This is a genomic window from Enterobacter sp. MGH85 (genome assembly GCF_001037655.1).
GTDB lineage: Bacteria > Pseudomonadota > Gammaproteobacteria > Enterobacterales > Enterobacteriaceae > Enterobacter > Enterobacter intestinihominis.
This window is the reverse complement of the sequence record NZ_KQ089925.1, coordinates 3,248,355-3,265,492: the sequence shown is the minus strand read 5'-3', so window position 1 is coordinate 3,265,492 and position 17,138 is coordinate 3,248,355. Positions and strand designations below refer to the sequence as shown.

14 protein-coding genes are annotated in these 17,138 nt (G+C 56.7%); 7 read left to right on the top strand and 7 right to left on the bottom strand.

The genetic code is table 11. From position 1 onward, the window contains the following. The first annotated feature begins 11 nt into the window (after nt 1-11). A complete protein-coding gene (locus tag SK51_RS15355) occupies nt 12-1,085 on the top strand; it encodes a fimbrial protein (RefSeq protein ID WP_023306219.1) in 1,074 nt (357 codons plus the stop codon). A gap of 3 nt (nt 1,086-1,088) precedes the next feature. On the opposite strand, the gene SK51_RS15350 is transcribed toward SK51_RS15355, so the two are convergent. Genes SK51_RS15350 through SK51_RS15340 form a run of 3 tightly spaced genes read right to left on the bottom strand, consistent with a single transcriptional unit; the run spans nt 1,089 to nt 3,799 of the window. Beyond that, nucleotides 1,089-2,084, bottom strand: a complete 996-nt coding sequence (locus tag SK51_RS15350) for a DUF2891 domain-containing protein (RefSeq protein WP_023306220.1) — start codon at nt 2,082-2,084, stop codon at nt 1,089-1,091. Between the two features lie 9 nt (nt 2,085-2,093). After that, nucleotides 2,094-3,080, bottom strand: a complete 987-nt coding sequence (locus SK51_RS15345; RefSeq protein ID WP_023306221.1) for a DUF979 domain-containing protein — start codon at nt 3,078-3,080, stop codon at nt 2,094-2,096. Continuing rightward, complete coding sequence (locus tag SK51_RS15340) at nt 3,077-3,799, bottom strand: DUF969 domain-containing protein (RefSeq protein WP_023306222.1); 723 nt, start codon at nt 3,797-3,799, stop codon at nt 3,077-3,079. The genes SK51_RS15345 and SK51_RS15340 overlap by 4 nt, the downstream gene beginning before the upstream one ends. A gap of 224 nt (nt 3,800-4,023) precedes the next feature. On the opposite strand from SK51_RS15340, the gene SK51_RS15335 reads away from it, so the two are divergent. Further along, the gene (locus SK51_RS15335) at nt 4,024-4,572 is read left to right on the top strand and encodes a winged helix DNA-binding protein (RefSeq protein WP_048206791.1); all 549 of its coding nucleotides are present in this window, start codon (nt 4,024-4,026) and stop codon (nt 4,570-4,572) included. Here SK51_RS15335 and glgX read toward each other — a convergent pair. The 3 genes from glgX to treZ are packed head-to-tail and all read right to left on the bottom strand — an operon-like array spanning nt 4,569 to nt 10,912. Then, entirely contained in the window at nt 4,569-6,644 is a 2,076-nt protein-coding gene (gene glgX / locus SK51_RS15330; RefSeq protein ID WP_023306223.1) for a glycogen debranching protein GlgX, read from the bottom strand. The genes SK51_RS15335 and glgX overlap by 4 nt on opposite strands. A 15-nt stretch (nt 6,645-6,659) precedes the next feature. Next, nucleotides 6,660-9,128: a malto-oligosyltrehalose synthase gene (gene treY, locus SK51_RS15325; RefSeq protein WP_023306224.1), complete on the bottom strand. Its 2,469-nt coding sequence runs from the start codon at nt 9,126-9,128 to the stop codon at nt 6,660-6,662. After that, the gene (gene treZ / locus SK51_RS15320) at nt 9,125-10,912 is read right to left on the bottom strand and encodes a malto-oligosyltrehalose trehalohydrolase (protein ID WP_023306225.1); all 1,788 of its coding nucleotides are present in this window, start codon (nt 10,910-10,912) and stop codon (nt 9,125-9,127) included. Before treZ ends, treY begins: the two co-directional genes overlap by 4 nt. 131 nt (nt 10,913-11,043) lie before the next feature. Between treZ and SK51_RS15315 the strand changes: the two genes are divergently transcribed. The 4 genes from SK51_RS15315 to SK51_RS15300 all read left to right on the top strand — a co-directional run bounded on the left by SK51_RS15315 (nt 11,044) and on the right by SK51_RS15300 (nt 14,562). Further along, on the top strand, nt 11,044-11,571 hold the full coding sequence (locus SK51_RS15315; RefSeq protein ID WP_022648161.1) for a GNAT family N-acetyltransferase: 528 nt from the start codon (nt 11,044-11,046) through the stop codon (nt 11,569-11,571). A 111-nt stretch (nt 11,572-11,682) separates the two neighbouring features. Continuing rightward, a complete protein-coding gene (locus SK51_RS15310) occupies nt 11,683-12,567 on the top strand; it encodes an SDR family oxidoreductase (RefSeq protein ID WP_022648162.1) in 885 nt (294 codons plus the stop codon). A gap of 107 nt (nt 12,568-12,674) precedes the next feature. Further along, nucleotides 12,675-13,652, top strand: a complete 978-nt coding sequence (locus tag SK51_RS15305; protein ID WP_023306226.1) for an MBL fold metallo-hydrolase — start codon at nt 12,675-12,677, stop codon at nt 13,650-13,652. A gap of 1 nt (nt 13,653) precedes the next feature. Then, complete coding sequence (locus SK51_RS15300; protein ID WP_023306227.1) at nt 13,654-14,562, top strand: LysR family transcriptional regulator; 909 nt, start codon at nt 13,654-13,656, stop codon at nt 14,560-14,562. Here the strand turns inward: SK51_RS15300 and SK51_RS15295 are convergent. Beyond that, nucleotides 14,553-15,437, bottom strand: a complete 885-nt coding sequence (locus SK51_RS15295; protein WP_023306228.1) for a LysR substrate-binding domain-containing protein — start codon at nt 15,435-15,437, stop codon at nt 14,553-14,555. The genes SK51_RS15300 and SK51_RS15295 overlap by 10 nt on opposite strands. 111 nt (nt 15,438-15,548) lie before the next feature. On the opposite strand from SK51_RS15295, the gene SK51_RS15290 reads away from it, so the two are divergent. After that, nucleotides 15,549-17,030, top strand: coding sequence for a UbiD family decarboxylase (locus tag SK51_RS15290; RefSeq protein ID WP_023300147.1), 1,482 nt, complete (start codon nt 15,549-15,551; stop codon nt 17,028-17,030). The last annotated feature ends 108 nt before the right edge of the window (nt 17,031-17,138 follow it).

Sequence of the window (17,138 nt, the reverse complement as noted above, 5' to 3'; positions counted from 1 at the left end):
CTGAGATATCTGTGAACAATATCAACCGTTTAATCAATCTCCTGATGCTCGCTTTTTTGCTGATTCACGCTACGGCAAGGGCGTCTCAGACCTGCCCGCCGACCATGGGCGATGCGGTCATTAACTTTCAAAACTACTCGATCACTGATAACCCCTCGATCCCTCCGGGGTCGATGCTTTCAGGCGCTATCCTGGGCCAGGAAAACCGCTCGTTTTATAACTGTCCTGAGGGAACCGGCCCGGTAACGATGCGCTTTGTGGCCAATAACGCCTTAACCGTAGCGCCCGTCAGCGGCGTGGCGCCGAACGGTACGGGCGCCCCGGCCTCCGTTTATGACGTGCCAGATATTCCCGGCGTCGGGTTTGCGGTGGGCATTCGCGAAACCACGCACTGTGCAGCTGAACCCGTGCATTACATCGCCTCGGGGGATGACAGCGTTGCGATTTGCAGCACAAACGATCCCTCGCAAATGGCGACCCAGTTCTTCGTCGTGTTTTATAAAACCGCGCAGGAGATTGTCTATGAACAGCCGAACAGCGGGCAAATTCGCGCAGGAACGCTGATTCTGGAGGATACTAACGGCGCGGTGATATCTGAAGCTGGCGTGACGGTGGAAGTCGCTGCCGCCGACCTGAAAGTGCATAAATCGAGCTGTTATATCTCGGATAACAACATCACCGTCAATATGGGACAAAGTAGCGTAAGCGATCTCAACAAAGGAATGGATGGGGATAAACACCGCTTCATCATCCCTCTGGTCTGTGACGCATCCCAAACGGCAGCGGTGAAGATCGGGTTCTTTGGTCCGACTGAAAAAGACGCGCAGAATCACGATGTGCTGGCGCTAAGTCAACAGGAGAGCGCCGCTACCGGCGTGGGGATCCGCATTCTGTATGGCGATAACTACGGTGCCGCCAGAGGTACAACCGTTCCTCTCAACAGCACCGGTGTCGAACCTTTTGCCAACGCTGCCCGGCAGACCGCGTTTTCCCTGGATTACGACGCACAATATGTGCGCACCGAAACCCAGGCCACCGCGGGGCTGGCAGACAGCCTAGCGACATTTAGTCTGATATACAACTAAGCGCTACTCCAGTGCCAGCAGCGCAAAACTCGCCAGCCAGTGCCCGCCGCTGTAGTGACTGCCGACAACATGCTCCACGCTTGCCGAGAGATGGCGCGCAACGGCATCGCGTAATGGCTTCCGGGCGAGATGATTTTCCGGTAGGGCGCGGGCAATGTGCTTCATACACCAGGCACGGCTGAGGTTGAGACCGTCCAGATGCGCGATTTTCGGGTCGGTGCGATCGCTCACCTCAGCCGGGTTCATGAGCGCAGAAATGGCGCCCACTTCAGGCAGAAACGCATCGAACCAGGCCGGGAAATCCTCCACCACCTTACTCATCAGCAGGGCCTCGGTCAGCGCTCCGGAGATATACTCGTCGCCACCCGGCTCATAATGCGCAGGATAATGCGTGTCCGCGAGGTAAAACCGCGTTGCCGCGTCCAGGATGGCGCGCTCAAGCGTGTCATCGTTCACCGCCCGGGCATAATCCAGCCCCAGAGCGAGCGCAAACGCCGTGTTGTAGTGCGTCCCGACGCGGATCGGATAGGTAAGCTTGCTGAGGTAATCCACCAGCCGCTGGCGAATATCCCGCGTTAACGGTTGCAGCGTCTGGTACCAGCGCTCCGCCTGCGGCAGTGACGATTGTTTCAGCTCCTGGGCCAGCGCCAGCAGCCAGCCGTAGCCATAAGGTCGCTCAAACGACGCGCGGAACGGCGCGGTAAAATAGGCCAACTCCTTCGCCACCTTCTCGTCGGTCAGGTGTTCTTCGAAGAGAGTGATGATCTCTTCCCGACACGGCAGTTCGGGCCAGAGACGCAGGCAGCGCAGCAGCAGCCAGTAGCCGTGCACCGCAGAGTGCCAGTCAAAACAGCCGTAAAAGATCGGGTGCAGCTCGCGAGGCGGCAGAACGTCGCCGTCATCGTTGAGCAGATGCATAATGTGGTTCGGGTATTCCTGACGTAAATAGGTCAACGGCATTCTGGCGAAGGCGTCAGCCTGATGTTGCGTTAATTCCATTGCAGCTCCTTAGCGAAACACGAGGAAATACATTAAGAACACGTTCACCACCAGCAAGGTTAACGCGGTCGGGATCTGGATCTTGATAACCTGATATTTGTCTTTTAGCTCCAGCAGCGCGGCGGGCACGATGTTGAAGTTGGCGGCCATCGGTGTCATCAGCGTGCCGCAATAGCCTGCGTACATGCCGATAGCCAGCAATGGTGCCGGGTTACCGTGATGGACGTTAATCAGGAATGGCAGAGCGATACCGGCGCTTAACACCGGGAAGGCAGCGAAGGCGTTGCCCATAATCATGGTAAACAGCGCCATCCCCACGCAATAAATGACCACCAGCATGAAGCGGCTGTCCGGGTTCACAAACAGGCTGACCACCTTTTGTACCGATTCGCCGGTATTAGCCACCACAAACACCCCGCCGAGCATGGCGAGCATCTGCGGCAGGATCACCGCCCAGCCAATGGTATCGACCAGCCGACGCGACTGACGAACCGCATGCAGCGGCGTACCTTTTGTCAGCCACCAGCCGGTGAGGATAGCTGCCACACAGGCCACGCACAGCGCCGCCAGCGTAAGCTGCTTCTGGTCGAGCAGATAGACACCGCCAATCGACACGCCTTTCAGAAACAGCGTCCCGATGACCGTCACCACCGGGATCATCAGCGCGGGCAAGAATAGCCAGTTTTTCAGCCGGTGTGATGAGGTAACCCGCTCCTCCTCGGTGGACATTTTATAATGCCCCTTCCCGACCAGCCCGAAACCGGCCAGTAGCGCAATCACGATAACGGCGCCGCCAATAATGCGATACGCCAGCGACTTACCCAGCTCCTGCACCATCAGATCGCCAAACAGGAAGATCCCGCCAAACAGATACCAGAACAGCGCGGTGGTATAGCGTTTCGGGTTAGCGCGATCGCGAAGGGTCATCACAACCAGCAGCATCACGACAAAGCCGATCAGGTAGTACACGCGGTTAATGGTGATAAGGGTCATCATGGTGCGATCTCCTGCGTACCCTGCTCTGCTCTCCAGGCCATCACGTCGCGACGAATGCTGGCGTCGAGGCGCAGCAGACGCGTCATATGGATGACCAGTGCCGCAATAGCGGTCGGAATGGCCCACAGGCCGATATGCAGCGGTTCGATCCCCTCGATCCCGTTCTCTTTCAGGAACGCATCAATCAGCAGTACCGCGCCAAAGGCGATAAAGATATCTTCCCCAAAGAAAACCGCGATATTGTCACAGGCGGCGGCATGGGCTTTGATTTTGTCGCGGATAGTCTGCGGCAGTTCGCCGTATTCATTCAGGGCCGCCCCTTCGGCCATCGGCGCCAGCAGAGGACGCACCGTTTGTGCGTGGCCGCCAAGCGACATCAGGCCCAGCGCAGCCGTCCCTTCGCGGGCAACAAAGTAGAGCATCAGGATACGCGCCGAGGTAGCGCTGGCGATCTTCGCGACCCAGGCCTGAGCGCGCTCTTTCAGCCCGTAATACTCCAGCAGGCCAATCACCGGCAGGATCAGAATGAAAGTGGCGAGCGATCGGCTATTCACGAACTTTTCGCCAAAGGTTTCCAGCAGCATACCGAAATCCATGCCAACCAGCAGGCCCGTTGCCAGCCCCGCCACCACGACAACCAGCAGCGGGTTGAAACGCAGTGCAAAACCAATAACCACCACCGGAATCCCGATAAGTGGCAACAGTGTAGAACTGTCCATAAACGTTACCCTATCCAAAGTGAGCGTTGCGCGCCGACGGCTATTTTTTATACTTCGCAGCAGAGCGAAGCCGGTGCATTACGGCGCGCGATGTTGTGTGTTGCGTGAGGCTCCACAGAACCTGCACTAAAAAGCTATATCTGAACGTCAAAAACATGTAAACAATTTATCAATAAAATGTTCTTATTTTATCGACGGGTTTACATTCTGGAGAAAGGATCGGTATGACGACAAAGAAAACGAAAACAGCGTTAAACCACGACGATATTGCGGACGGGCGTATCGTCTCCTCCCGCCATCTCGTCTCAGAGCGATGTGCCGAACTGTCGGAGCTGGAATATGCGCTGATCATGACCAGCAATGCGTTTAACAAATGGATGGTGCGCTGCATGACCGCAGCAGGTGAACCGGATATGGGCGCTTTCGACGTCTCGCTTCTGCACCACGTAAACCACCGCAACCGCAAGAAAAAGCTGGCCGACATCTGCTTTGTGCTGAACGTGGAAGATACCCACGTGGTGACGTATGCGCTGAAAAAGCTGGTAAAGGCGGGTTACGTCACCAGTGAAAAAGCGGGGAAAGAACTCTTTTTCTCGACGACGGAGGAAGGCAAAGCGCTGTGCATGAAGTACCGGGAGGTACGGGAAGCCTGCCTGAACAACATTCATGCGGAAAGCGGCATTCCGGGCGCGTCGATTGGCGAGACCGCGCAATTACTCCGCGCGATCTCCTCCCTGTATGATACCGCCGCACGCGCGGCGGCCTCGCTTTAAGGACGGCGGAAAAGCGTTATGCTCCGCCCGGCCAGTTCATAATCGACGGATTCCGTGATGATTTCCCCTGTGGGGGCATCATCCGCCGTCGAAAGCTCCAGCACCCAGCCCCCTTCGCCAAACTGCGGGATCTGGAATGGCACCGTGCCTTCAAACGGGTTAAACAGCATCAGCACGTCGTGCCAGATGCCCTCTTCCTGCTCAAGATCCGGACGGCTGATGGCAAGACCAAGGGTGGAACCCTCGTCCCACTGCTCAGACTGCTGCGGTCCGCCACCGGCGTTAAACCAGCGGATCTCAAGCCCGTCGCGCCAGTTTGCACGGCGCAGCAGCGGCTGCTCAGCGCGCAGAGCAATCAACCGACGGGTAAAGTCGCGCAGCTTCTCGTCGTTTTCAGAGAGTCCTTCCCAGTTTATCCAGGAGATCTCGCTGTCCTGGCAATAGCCGTTATTATTGCCCTTTTGCGTCCGGCCAAACTCATCACCTGCCAGCAGCATCGGCGTGCCGTGGGAGAAGAAGAGCGTGGTGAGGAAGTTGCGCTTTTGCCGCTCGCGGGTGGCGATGATATCGGGGTTCTCCGTCGGCCCTTCTTCACCGTAGTTATACGATCGGTTATCGTTATGTCCGTCGTTATTATCTTCCCCGTTATCGGCGTTATGCTTCTCGTTGTAGGACACCAGGTCGTTCAGCGTAAAGCCGTCATGCGCGGTGATAAAATTGACGCTGGCCCACGGACGACGTCCTCGCTGATCGTACAAATCACCGGACCCTAACAGACGGGCGGCAAAATCGTTAGAAACGTTATCTCCCTTCCAGTATTCACGTACCGTGTCGCGGTATTTGTCGTTCCACTCGCCCCAGCCTGGCGGGAAGCCCCCCACCTGATACCCCCCTGGGCCGATATCCCACGGTTCACCGATAAGCTTCAGCTTCGACAGCACCGGATCCTGGGTCACGGCATCAAAGAAGCCGCCGCGCGGGTCGAATCCCTCCGGCTCGCGTCCGAGAATGGTTCCGAGGTCAAAGCGGAAACCGTCAATCTGCATCGATTCCGCCCAGTAACGCAGGGAGTCCATGACCATCTGCAACACGCGCGGGTGCGAGGTGTTAACGGTGTTCCCGGTGCCGGTGTCGTTGATGTAATACCGGTGCTGATCCGGCATGGTGCGGTAATAGCAGAAGTTATCAATCCCCTTAAACGACAGGGTTGGTCCCAGCTCGTTGCCCTCCGCCGTGTGGTTATAGACCACGTCGAGGATCACCTCGATGCCCGCGTCATGATAAGCACGCACCATGTCGCGGAAACCCTGGATCCCCGCCGGGCCGTAATAGCGGGACGCTGGCGCAAAGAAACCGAGCGAGTTATAGCCCCAGAAGTTTTTCAGGCCGCGATCGAGCAGGTGCTGATCGTCAGGGAACCAGTGAACCGGTAGCAGCTCGACCGAGGTAATGCCGAGGCTTTTGATGTACTCCACCGAGGCTTTATGCCCCATCCCCTCAAACGTACCGCGCAGTTCAGGCGGAATAGCCGGGTTAAGCTGGGTAAAGCCTTTTACGTGGCTTTCATAGACCACGGTATGCGGCCACGGGATATCGGGCGGGCGTGAGTCCTGCCAGTCAACGGCATTGGGGTCGATGACCTTACATTTGGGCGTAAACGGCGCGCTGTCTCGCGTGTCAAAACTGAGATCCAGCTCGTCGTGTCCCAGCTCATAGCCGAAGTGGGCATCGTTCCACTCAATTTCACCTACCAGTTCACGGGCATAGGGGTCAATAAGCAGCTTATTGGGGTTGAAGCGGTGACCCTTCTCAGGATCGTAGGGGCCGTAAACGCGGTAGCCATACAGCGCCCCCGGTTTCAGGTCCGGCACATAGCCGTGCCAGACCTCATGGGTATATTCCGGCAGTTCCAGACGGGCGATTTCTGTTTTTCCCGAAGGATCAAACAGACACAGCTCCACCCGCTCCGCGTGGGCGGAAAACAGGGCGAAGTTCACCCCTTTTCCGTCATAATTTGCGCCCAACTGTTGGCCATGACCGGCCCGAATTTCAAACGTTGTATCCTTTGGCATTTTTGTTCTCCTCAATTATTCGCAGGTAAGCAGAACCAACAAACATCCCTTTTCAGACGTTAAATCCAGCGTCTCTGGCAGAAGGCGACGCTCACCGGTAAACAGATCCCGGTAGTGCTTCCCGGCCAGCGCCTGGGGTATGGCCACGGTAGTATTGGCCCACAGCATCGCATTATCGGTGACGTCAAACACCAGGCGCGGCACGGCGACGATCAGCGCCTCGTCATCTTTGATGCGGGCATAAACGATCAGATTCTCCTCCCGCTCGCCGGTTACCTTCAGCGGCAGCCAGTCGCCGTAGCGGAAAAGCGCGGGGTAATGTGGCCGAAGCCGTAACAGCGTGGCGGTGACGTACTGCTTCACGCTGCCGTCTCGCCAGCGTTGCGCATCGTTAAAAACGGTGCCATCCGCTACGCTGAGGTTTTCCGACAGTGCGGCGAAATCCGGTTCGCGGCGGTTATCCGGGTCGACGAGGCTGAAGTTAAGCCCCTCGCTGCCCTGGTAGATGTCCGGTACGCCAGGCGCAGTCAGTTTGATCACCGTCTGGCTCAGGCTGTTCATTAACCCAGCCCGAATAAACGGCTGGAGTGCGGCACTGAAATCACGCAGGAACAGGGTGTTATCCGGGGAAAGCAGATGGCGCACGTAGTCCAGGACCACGCTCTCGTAACCTTCGTTGCTGTCGATCCAGTCGGTACGCTGCTTGGCCTCGCGCAGGGCTTTCTCGATAAAGCCGAGGAAACGCTCTTCCAGTGACTTAAGGCCATCACGATCCTCAGGCGACAGGGTTGCTGGCCAGACGCCCGCCAGCGCCTGGAAGATCATCCAGGTGTCGGCGGCGTTCGGCGCGGTGCCATCGTTGAGGAATCGGACCTGCGTCTGGTTCATCTGCCGCCAGCGCGCCAGATTTTCTCCCCACAGATCTGGCGCTTCCGTCAGCGTATACAGACGAGCTCGTGCATCCTCGCCGCGTTTGGTGTCGTGGGTGGAAGTTCCCAGCAGCGCATCGGGCTGACGGGTAAGTCGAATGCGCATCTCCTGATGAAAACGGGAAAGTGAAAACGCGCGCGGCGTCGGGTCGGCGCCGACTTCGTTCAGGGCCAGCTCCAGGTTATGGCGGAAGAACAGCGTATCCTCTACCGATTTCGCCATCAGCGGCCCGGTCAGCTGCTGAAAACGGGTGCGGAAAAGCGAGGCCAGTGCGTGGTCATGCGCCGGCAGATCGCCGGTAAGAATACGCACGATAAGGCTCAGAGCGGGTTCAGAGGTGTTGACGCTGGCGACCACGCGGCTGAGCAGCGCCACATCCGGTGGCGTCAGCCCCTCAGCGGTGCCGTAGGTGCGATACACCGGAAACGCGATAAGCAGCTCGCGCAAGGCATGGCGGATATCCTCATGCTCCACTTCGGCACCGTTATGCCCGGCCAGCTCGCTGGCTATTTTGAGCAGCGTGGTAAATTCACCTTCAAAATTACGATCGGTCATCAGGCCTTTGGCGTTGCGAAGTTCCGCCTGCCTGTCAACGGTCGTACCCAGTGTCTCGTCGTAGAGCGTCTCCAGCCGCGAGAGGTTGGTATCATCCACCAGCACTTCCGCCAGGGAGGCGATAAACTCATAGCCCGTAGTACCTGAGATGGGCCACTCCGGAGGAAGCTGTTCCCCTTTGGCGAGGATCTTCTCTACCGTGATGTAGCAATCCGGTCCGGTCGCCGCACGTAGTCGCTGCAAATAGCCCAGCGGATCGGCAAGCCCGTCCACATGGTCAATGCGCAGGCCGTCGACAACCCCGGCGTGGACAAGCTCAAGGATGAGGCGGTGCGTGTCTGCGAATACCGCCTCATCCTCTACCCGCACGCCGACCAGCCCGGTGATTTCAAAAAAGCGCCGCCATGAAAGCTGTTTCGGCGCTTCCCGCCAGGACATCAGCCGCCAGCTTTGCGCCTCGTGGATCTCAGCGATGCTCTTGCCTTCGGCATACGTGCCGGGATTAAGCGGATAGGCGGTATCATAGTAAACCAACGCCGCGCTGTCAGTGACACTGTCACGTTTCAGGGTGATAGCCCCCCGCTCCAGCTCGGCTTCAAAGGTGTCGCCAAGAAACGGCAACGTCAGCGGTCGGGACCAGTCGATATCAAAATATGCCGCATAGCGGCTCTGCCGACCATGCTCGATAACATCGCGCCACCAGCGGTTTTCCAGCGAGGTCGACATATGGTTAGGAACGATATCCAGAATCAGGCCCATTCCCGCATGCTTTAATGCTGCCGCCATGCGGTCAAACCCTTCCCGCCCGCCAATCGCCGGGTCGATTTCGTTGGGGTCGGTCACGTCATAGCCGTGGGTGGAATCCGTGGTTGCGGTGAAAACAGGCGACGCGTAAAGATGGCTAATTCCGAGGTCTTTCATATACGGAATCAGGTCTACCACGCGATCGAAGGTCATGCCGTTGCGAAACTGAATTCGGTAAGTAGAGGAAGGGATCATAGCGCTGCTTCTCCATCAGCAAAGCGAACAACAATGCTGTTCGGCGGCAGGTTTTCGACTGCCTCCGGCCAGCTAAAGATCGTTTTTCCGGGCAGGTCCGCTAAGGCGAGGGGCTTTTTGCCGATATTCAGCGCCAGCGACAGCGTACCGGACGGAAAACGCCAGCTCACGGCAACCATGCCGAGCGCCGTTTGCAGGACGTTACCCTCCACGGCGCCCCGCTGTTTCAGTAACGGGACGATAAAGCGTTGACGCAGCGCAATCAGTTCGCGCGTAACGTGCAGCCACGCCCTGCCTTCCTCCGTGTCTGCCTTGTTCCAGTCAAGCTTCGACCGCATAAAGGTATTTACGTCATTGGGATCCGGTACGGTTTCATCGTGCCCGGCATGGCCGGTAAACTCTTTCGCGCGCCCCTCCCGCACGGCTTTCGCCAGGTCGCCGTGGAAGTCGGTGAAAAAGAGGAACGGATGCGTTTCGCCATACTCCTCACCCATAAACAGCAGCGGGATATGTGGCGACAGGAGCAGCGCCGCGAATAGCACGCGCGTTTTCTCCGCCCCAGCCAGAGAGATAAGCCTCTCCCCCTGGGCACGGTTGCCGACCTGGTCGTGATTCTGAATAAAATCGACAAAAAACTGCGGTGGTTGCTCGCGACACTCTACCCCGCGCGATTTCCCGGTCTGAAGCGAGATTTCCCCCTGGTAGACAAAGCCCTCTGCCAGCGCCCGCGCCAGCTTTTTCTCCGGCTCAAAGGCAAAATCCTGATAATAGGCGTGTGATTCCCCGGTCGCGAAGACATGCGCGGCGTTGTGAAAATCATCATTCCATTCGGCGGTGAAAAGCGGCGTCTGACCATGCTCATCGCGCGGATGCAGGAAAATCACGTTGCGACTGTCTTCGGTGGTCAGATGGATATGCCGATCCGGAAAGGCGTCGCGGATCCGTTGCGCTATCTCGGGAAGAATATGGGTCTCAGCGTCGTCATGGATCTGGTCGATGGCGTCGAAGCGCAGACCGTCAAGATGATACTCCGAGAGCCAGAATAACGGCGCCTCAGCGATGTATTGCCGGACGGCTTCAACCTCATAGGCTATACCGTTGCCCCACGGGGTCATACGATCCTGATGGAAAAACGCCGGCGAGAGCAACGGCAGGTAGTTCCCTTCCGGGCCAAAGTGGTTGAGTACAATATCCAGCACCACGGAAAGCCCGAGCGCGTGGGCGGCATCGATGAAGGCATGAAAATCATCCGGTGTGCCATAAGCTGAGTGCGGGGCATACAGCAGTACGCCATCATACCCCCATCCGCGCGCGCCCCCGAACTGGGACACGGGCATCACTTCCAGTTGCGTAATACCCAGTTCGGCCAGATAAGGCAATTTATCGATGGCCGCCCTGAAGGTTCCTTCCCCGGTGAAGGTGCCGATATGCATCTCGTAGATCACCGTCTCTTCCCATGGCCGCCCTTGCCATTCCCGCTGTGCGGGCAGGTTGTGACGCGGTTCGATTACCACCGACGGGCCGTTGACGTCAGCCTGTTGCGCGCGCGAGGCCGGATCCGGCACCGCCATTCCATCCTGTAAAACAAACTGATACGGCGTACCGTGTCTGACGCCGGGCACGTCAACCTGAAACCAGCCGTCGCCCACCGCCGCCATCGGAATGTCGGTATCTGTTAAACGCAACGTGAGATCTTTCTGCCCTTCTGCCCAGACGCGAAAACGTACAACGTCATCGGAAATAAACTCAGCACCCCAGTGCCTGCGACATGTTCTGAATTCCATTCATTGTCCTCGAATGACCACATTTTACGCGGAACGAAATACAAGCTTAGACCAGGATGAACAGAGTGTTATGCCAGCAGGGTATGCCGCTTCGTCTATTATCTATTTATAACTCCCACTTAAGGAATACTATGCATATTCGAAAAGGATTAAGCACCGACCTCGCCCGTCTTGAATGTTGTGATTTTTCTTTTACGGTCGATGAGATTGCCAGAGAACCTTTTCTCAATGGTGATTTGCATATCGAGGCGCTAACCGATCCTTATCATAAAACCTATGAACTGGATCTCCAGACGCTGGAAAATCATTGCGTTAATCCCGATTCAATATTTCTTATCGCCGAAACGGATGACGGTGAAATCGCCGGTTTTATTACCGCGTCCTGCAACTGGAATAAATTTATTTCGGTGGATTACATTGCCGTGGAGCGTTCAAAACGCCGAACGGGCGCGGCGCACAAGCTGATGTCTGCCACCCACGTTTGGGCGCGAAGCCTCAATGCGCCCGGCTTACGGCTGGAGACGCAGAACGTTAATGTTTCTGCCTGCCTTTTCTATCGTCACTATGGGTTTATTCTGGGCGGTTACGATCGTTACCTTTACAACGCCCTGCCGGAAAAAGATGAGGTCGCCCTTTTCTGGTATTACATGCTGGCTTGAGAAAATATTTTATATCCGCCACTGGAATATAGATTTGTCTGAATTTGTCAATTTTGCCCGCTTACGTTTAATTAACGACTAATCTTGGAATTCACTATTAAGGAGGCCGGTATGTCTACAGGAAATAATCACACGCTGCATTACCCTCGTCCACCGTTTGCAGAACAACCGCAAAGGGCTCCCGGGCTGGCATCGGAAATGAAGCCAATACCGGATCATGGTGAAACAAGTTATATCGGGTCAGGAAAACTGGCAGGAAAAAAAGCGCTGATTACCGGCGGTGATTCCGGCATTGGTCGCGCGGTAGCCATCGCCTATGCCCGTGAAGGTGCAGATGTCGCTATTGGCTATCTGCCGGAAGAGGAGTCCGATGCAGCATCGGTCATTGCGCTGATCCAGGCCGAAGGCCGTAAAGCGGTCGCCATTCCCGGCGACATTCGCGTGGAGTCCTTCTGTGACACGCTGGTGGAAAAAGCCGTTGCCGAACTGGGCGGCCTGGATATCCTGGTGAATAACGCCGGACGCCAGCAGTACTGTGAATCTATCGACGATCTCACCACGGCAGATTTTGACGCGACGTTTAAGACCAACGTCTATGCCCCCTTCTGGATCACCAAAGCTGCGCTGCGCCATTTGCAGGAAGGTGCCGTGATCATCAACACCACTTCCGTTCAGGCGTTTAAACCGAGCGCGATCCTGGTGGACTATGCGCAGACCAAAGCCTGTAACGTGGCCTTTACCAAGTCTCTGGCCCAGCAGCTTGGGCCGCGTGGCATTCGGGTGAATGCCGTCGCGCCAGGTCCATACTGGACGCCTCTTCAGTCCAGCGGCGGCCAGCCGCAGTCCAAAGTTCAGAAGTTCGGGGAAGATACGCCCCTGGGGAGACCGGGTCAGCCGGTTGAAATCGCACCGCTGTATGTGCTGTTTGCCTCCGATTCCTGCTCATACGCTTCCGGGCAAGTGTGGTGCTCTGATGGCGGTACCGGCGTGCTGTAAAGCATCCTCTCAGACCTATCCATTTCATGGATAGGTCACATTCACTCCCCTGCTATTCTCAAAAATCGCAGTTGAACTATGATGAACTTACTATTGAGGAGCCCATCATGTTTACTGTGAAAAAACTTGCGATATCAACCCTGTTGACCGGTTCAGTTTTATTCTTTCCAGCGATCCACGCGGTGGCCAGCGTTCCGCAGCATGTGGTGAAACAGCAGGCTGGCGGCTACAGCGTTCAGGTTGGCGACAGGATTATCACCGCCTTTACGGACGGCAGCGTGCCGCAGGATCTTCACGCCTTACTGCGCCGGACGACGGCGGAAAATACCGATGAGTTACTGGCCAAAAACTTCCAGGCCAATCCGGTGGAAGCATCGATTAACGCGTTTTATATCGCCTTGCCCGGGCACAAAATCCTGGTGGATACCGGTTCCGGTCAGCTCTTTGGCCCCGGCAAAGGCGGGCGGCTGATTGAAAGCCTGGCGACCCAGGGCATCAAACCCGAAGATATTACCGATGTTCTAATCACCCATGCGCACTCCGATCACGCCGGTGGTCTGGTCAAAGACGGTCAGCGCGTGTTTACCCACGCGCAGGTCTATGTCGGCAAACCGGATATCGATTTCTTCTTTAACGACGCGAACCAGAAAAAGTCTGGCTATGACCAGAACTACTTCGATGTCGCGCACAAGACATTAAAGCCTTATCTGGATGCCGGAAAAGTGAATACTTTCTCAGGCACCGAACAGCTTCTGCCGGGCATCAGCGGTACGGTTCACCCGGGCCACACCCCAGGTTCCGCGTTTTACACGCTGGAGAGCAAAGGTGAAAAAATTACCTTTGTCGGCGACATCATCCACGTCGCCGCAGTTCAGTTCCCGCAGCCCAACGTGACGATTGCTTACGATGAGGATCAGGACGGCGCCGCCCGGGTGCGCAACGTAGCTTTCGCTGAGTTTGTGAAAAACAAAGATCTGATTGCGGCGCCACATCTGCCTTTCCCCGGGATCGGCTATGTGACGAAAGGTGAGCGGGAAGGCTACGCGTGGGTCCCGGTGACCTATACCAACCGTGACGCAAAATAAGATGTCCCCCTCCGATATGGATATGGACCTGATCCTGACGCTGGATGCGTTACTCAGGGACCAGAATATCACCCATGCGGCCGCGCGGCTGGGCATCAGCCAGCCAGCAATGTCTGCCCGCCTGGCACGCCTGCGCGTGTTGTTTGGTGAGCCGCTGTTTGTCCCTTCCCCACACGGACGTGGGGTGTTACCGACGCCGCGCGCCGAAGCGTTAAGGCCGCAGGTCGCGACGGTTTTGCAGGGCATAGCGGCGATGCTTGAACCCACCACGTTCAACGCGCAGAACAGCAACCGCACCTTTGTTATTGCCCTGCACGAAAACCCGGCGCTAATGCTGGGGGCTGAGTTGCAGAATCAGATTAGCAGTGCGGCACCAGGTATCCGCCTGCGTTTTGCGCTCCCGGAAACCCAGCTGCTGTCAGCGCAGATGGAAAATGGCGATGTGGATATTTATGTTGGCGTTAATGCGGGGGCGCACGATGCATGGGTCAGACGCAAACTGTTTGACGATGAATATGCCACAGCCCAGCGGAAAGGCCATCCGCGCGGTACGGGGCCGGTGGATCTGGAAAGCTATTGTAGTCTTTCACACCTGGTGGTTTCATCCGAGGGCGACCCGTTCGCGGGCTTTGTCGATCAGCATCTGGCGGGGCTTGGCCACCAGCGTAACGTGGTGATGTCGACGCAAAGCTATGCGATGGCGCCTGCGATTGTTGCCGGTACCGATTTACTCTGCACCCTACCCAGGCGCATGTTGCTACGCTTTACGCAAACGCTTGATATTTTTCCGCCGCCGCTGGATCTCCCGCCGATCGTCATTGGTATGTACTGGCATCCGAAAAACAGTCAGGATCCGGCTAACCGCTGGCTACGTGAACAGCTTCTTCAGGCCGCCGGACGTCAGGTATGATCGAGGATACTCATCAATTTTTTCAGCACCTCAGAGCGAATAATCCGGTGGCAAACCAGCGTCAGCTCGCTCTCCCGGAGTCGGTCAAGAATATCTACAAAGACGACGTTTTGTACGCATATCGCCTTCGCTGAAGCTGGCAGCATGGCGATACCAAACCCTGCCGAGACAAGGCTTATCACCGTGGGGACATCGGTGGCATTTTGCACAACGTCAGGCTGTATGCCAGCGCTGTGGCAGGCATCATAGAAATATTGCTCCAGCCCCATCCCCTCCGGGTCGCGCAGGGCGATCCACTTCTCCTCTTTCACCGACGCAAGCGTCAGCGCGGCGGAGCCCGCCAGACTGTGTTGACGAGGTAAGGCCAGCACGGCTTTTTCCGTTGTGAAAGGACGGCTTTGAAGATCGTCAGGCAGCAGCGGTAACGGGGCACGAATAATGGCCACATCCAGCTGGTTGCTTTGCACGCCGGTATAAAGGGTTTGCACGTTTCCCGTCATCATGGAAAGGCTGATGGCTGGCCATTTCTCATGTAAAAGCCGCAGCGCGTCGGGCAGCTTACTGTCGAATATCGCACTTGAAACGCATCCGAGATTCAGCACGCCCTGTTCCCCTCTGGCCGTCTGTCTGGCATCCAGAATCGCCTGATCGGTCATAAAAATCGCCACTCTGGCTTTACTGAGAAACGCCTCACCGGCTGGCGTCAGCGTCAGGCGACGATTCGCCCGGCTAAAGAGCACTACCCCCAGACGATCTTCAAGCGTTTTGATTTGCTGGCTTAGTGCCGGTTGCGCCATGTTAAGGCGCTCCGCCGCACGATGCATGTGAAGCTCTTCCGCCACCACGATAAAATTGCGCATCAGTCGAAACTGCATACTGTGCCTTCATTATTGATAATAAAATTCATATTAAAATAGCATGAATGATGCAATTGATAGCCTTCTTCGTCCGGTTAAGAATGGATGCAATCATCCGAGGGGGAAAATATGGAAAACCACATCAACGATCTCAGAAGTGCTATCGAACTGCTTAAACGCCATGAAGGTCAATACCTTGAAACCAGCCATCCGGTCGATCCTGACGCGGAGCTGGCGGGTGTGTACCGGCACATTGGTGCTGGCGGCACGGTAAAACGTCCGACGCGCATCGGCCCGGCCATGATGTTTAACGCTATTAAGGGGTATCCCGACTCCCGTATTCTGGTCGGTATGCACGCCAGCCGCGAGCGGGCGGCGCTCCTGTTGGGCTGCGAGCCCTCTGAACTGGCAAAACATGTCGGCCAGGCGGTGAAAAACCCGATTGCTCCCGTTGTCGTCCCGGCGGCCCAGGCGCCGTGTCAGGAGCAGGTGTTTTATGCCGACGATCCGGACTTCGATCTGCGTAAATTGCTTCCGGCACCGACCAACACGCCGATAGATGCCGGTCCGTTCTTCTGTCTGGGGCTGGTGCTGGCAAGCGATCCGGAAGACGCCTCGCTGACCGATGTCACTATTCACCGTCTTTGCGTTCAAGAGCGCGATGAGCTCTCCATGTTCCTTGCCGCGGGCCGCCATATTGAAGTGTTCCGTAAGAAAGCCGAAGAGGCGGGCAAACCCTTGCCGGTCACGATCAATATGGGTCTCGATCCCGCTATCTATATTGGCGCCTGTTTCGAAGCCCCTACCACGCCCTTCGGCTACAACGAGCTGGGTGTCGCCGGTGCGTTACGTCAGGCTCCCGTCGAGCTGGTGCAGGGTGTGGCCGTAAATGAAAAAGCGATTGCGCGTGCGGAAATTATTATCGAAGGCGAACTGCTGCCGGGCGTGCGCGTAGAAGAAGATCAGCATACCCACACCGGGCACGCGATGCCGGAATTTCCCGGCTACTGCGGGGAGGCTAACCCCTCCTTGCCGGTAATCAAAGTGAAGGCCGTCACGATGCGTCATCAGGCGATCCTGCAAACCCTGGTAGGACCGGGCGAAGAGCACACCACGCTGGCCGGTTTGCCAACGGAGGCCAGCATCCGGAATGCGGTGGAAGAAGCCATCCCCGGTTTCCTGCAAAACGTCTATGCGCATACCGCTGGCGGGGGCAAATTCCTTGGGGTATTGCAGGTTAAAAAACGGCAGCCTTCTGACGAAGGGCGTCAGGGTCAGGCGGCCCTCATCGCGTTAGCCACCTATTCCGAGCTTAAGAACATTATTCTCGTCGACGAAGACGTGGATATTTTCGACAGCGACGACATTTTGTGGGCGATGACGACCCGTATGCAGGGCGATGTCAGTATCACCCATCTGCCGGGGATCCGCGGTCACCAGCTCGATCCGTCTCAGGCGCCGGACTACAGTCCCTCAATTCGTGGCAACGGGATCACCTGCAAAACGATTTTCGACTGTACGGTGCCCTGGGCGCTGAAGTCCCGCTTTGAGCGTGCGCCCTTTATGGAGGTAGACCCGACGCCGTGGGCACCTGAACTGTTTAAAAAATAGTATTAACCGGAAATCCTCTTCACCCTTTACGGGTGAAGAACCTCACGCTGAAATTGCCGCGTCCCCTGCTTTCTTGTAACCTTTGAGCGTTTATCACATCCCCATAAA

Coding starts and splice junctions, on each gene's coding strand:
- SK51_RS15350 (WP_023306220.1), bottom strand. CDS start 2,084: ATGGAATTAACGCAACATCAGGCTGACGCCTTCGCCAGAATGCCGTTG.
- SK51_RS15345 (WP_023306221.1), bottom strand. CDS start 3,080: ATGATGACCCTTATCACCATTAACCGCGTGTACTACCTGATCGGCTTT.
- SK51_RS15340 (WP_023306222.1), bottom strand. CDS start 3,799: ATGGACAGTTCTACACTGTTGCCACTTATCGGGATTCCGGTGGTGGTT.
- SK51_RS15335 (WP_048206791.1), top strand. CDS start 4,024: ATGACGACAAAGAAAACGAAAACAGCGTTAAACCACGACGATATTGCG.
- glgX (WP_023306223.1), bottom strand. CDS start 6,644: ATGCCAAAGGATACAACGTTTGAAATTCGGGCCGGTCATGGCCAACAG.
- treY (WP_023306224.1), bottom strand. CDS start 9,128: ATGATCCCTTCCTCTACTTACCGAATTCAGTTTCGCAACGGCATGACC.
- treZ (WP_023306225.1), bottom strand. CDS start 10,912: ATGGAATTCAGAACATGTCGCAGGCACTGGGGTGCTGAGTTTATTTCC.
- SK51_RS15315 (WP_022648161.1), top strand. CDS start 11,044: ATGCATATTCGAAAAGGATTAAGCACCGACCTCGCCCGTCTTGAATGT.
- SK51_RS15310 (WP_022648162.1), top strand. CDS start 11,683: ATGTCTACAGGAAATAATCACACGCTGCATTACCCTCGTCCACCGTTT.
- SK51_RS15305 (WP_023306226.1), top strand. CDS start 12,675: ATGTTTACTGTGAAAAAACTTGCGATATCAACCCTGTTGACCGGTTCA.
- SK51_RS15300 (WP_023306227.1), top strand. CDS start 13,654: ATGTCCCCCTCCGATATGGATATGGACCTGATCCTGACGCTGGATGCG.
- SK51_RS15295 (WP_023306228.1), bottom strand. CDS start 15,437: ATGCAGTTTCGACTGATGCGCAATTTTATCGTGGTGGCGGAAGAGCTT.
- SK51_RS15290 (WP_023300147.1), top strand. CDS start 15,549: ATGGAAAACCACATCAACGATCTCAGAAGTGCTATCGAACTGCTTAAA.